Annotated in this window: 1 protein-coding gene; it reads left to right on the top strand. The window is 63.0% G+C overall.

The annotated features are described in order from the left end of the window. Positions 1–189 precede the first annotated feature (189 nt). Positions 190–1,119, top strand: coding sequence for an IS110 family RNA-guided transposase (locus tag PH562_RS30635; protein WP_285177642.1), 930 nt, complete (start codon positions 190–192; stop codon positions 1,117–1,119). Positions 1,120–1,144: the final 25 nt, after the last annotated feature.

The raw sequence follows: 1,144 nt of genomic DNA, 5'->3' as shown, positions 1-1,144 counted from the left end.
CCTTGTAACTTCCCTTTATCCGCGGTTGAGGCTGTAATGCCTGTTGCGGTGGCGGATGGGAGACCGATGCACCTTTGGGACACCAAGCCCGTGGGAGAGCGGGGGTCTTCATCCGCCGTTCCATTGAACCCGAACAGTCGCCAGGGCCGCTTGCGCAAGCAAAGCCCGCTTAGGCAAGGATGGGATCAGATGGAAAAGATCGTTGGCATCGATGTTTCGAAAGACCGGCTGGACGTGGCCGTCGCACCGCAGGGTGAGGCTTTTGCCGTTGGCAATGATCATGCCGGCATCGATGAACTGATTGTCCGGCTGAAAGCCATCAGCGCCGATGCGATCGCGCTTGAGGCGACGGGCGGTTTCGAGACGTTGGCGGTGGCTGGGCTGTCATCGGCCGGATTGACGGTCCTCGTCGTCAATCCGGCGCAAGTGCGCGCCTATGCCCATGCCATCGGCCGCAGGGCCAAGACCGATCCGATCGATGCCGCCGTCATCGCCGCCTTCGTTCTGGCGACGAAGCCGGAGATCCGGCCGTTGCGCGATGCCGAGACCCAGGCTTTGTCCGAACTGGTGGCGCGCAGGCGGCAGATCGTGCAGATGATCGTCGCCGAGGAGAACCGGTTGCGCATGGTGCTGGCAAAGCAGGCGCAGAAAAGCATCAAGCGCTTGCTTGTGGCCTTGCGGCGCGAGCTCGAAAGCCTTGATGCCGATCTCGACGACCATATCCGCAAATCGCCGGTTTGGCGGGTGCGCGAGACGCTCTTGACCTCCGTGCCGGGCGTCGGGCCGACAACGGCGCGCACGCTCTTGGCCGAACTGCCGGAACTGGGCAGTCTCGACCGCCGCCAGATCGCCTCACTGGCAGGGCTTGCGCCTTGGACGCGGCAATCGGGCAAGTGGAAGGGCAAGAGCTTCATCGGCGGCGGCCGCAGCAAGGTGCGCGCCGTCCTCTTCATGGCTGCCCTCGTCGCCAGCCGGCATAACCCGACGCTTAAGGCCTTCCGCGACAAGCTGGTCGCATCAGGCAAGCCGAAGATCGTTGCCATCGTCGCAACCATGCGAAAACTGATCACCATCCTCAATGCCATCATCAGGGACGCACGCCCATGGCAAAACGCTTGACACGCAAGACAATCGCTCTCCCCGC

Origin of the sequence: Rhizobium centroccidentale (assembly GCF_030182565.1) — a bacterium.
Taxonomy (GTDB): Bacteria; Pseudomonadota; Alphaproteobacteria; order Rhizobiales; family Rhizobiaceae; genus Rhizobium.
Note: the sequence above shows the minus strand (reverse complement) of the source record. Positions and strands in the feature narration are given on the sequence as shown.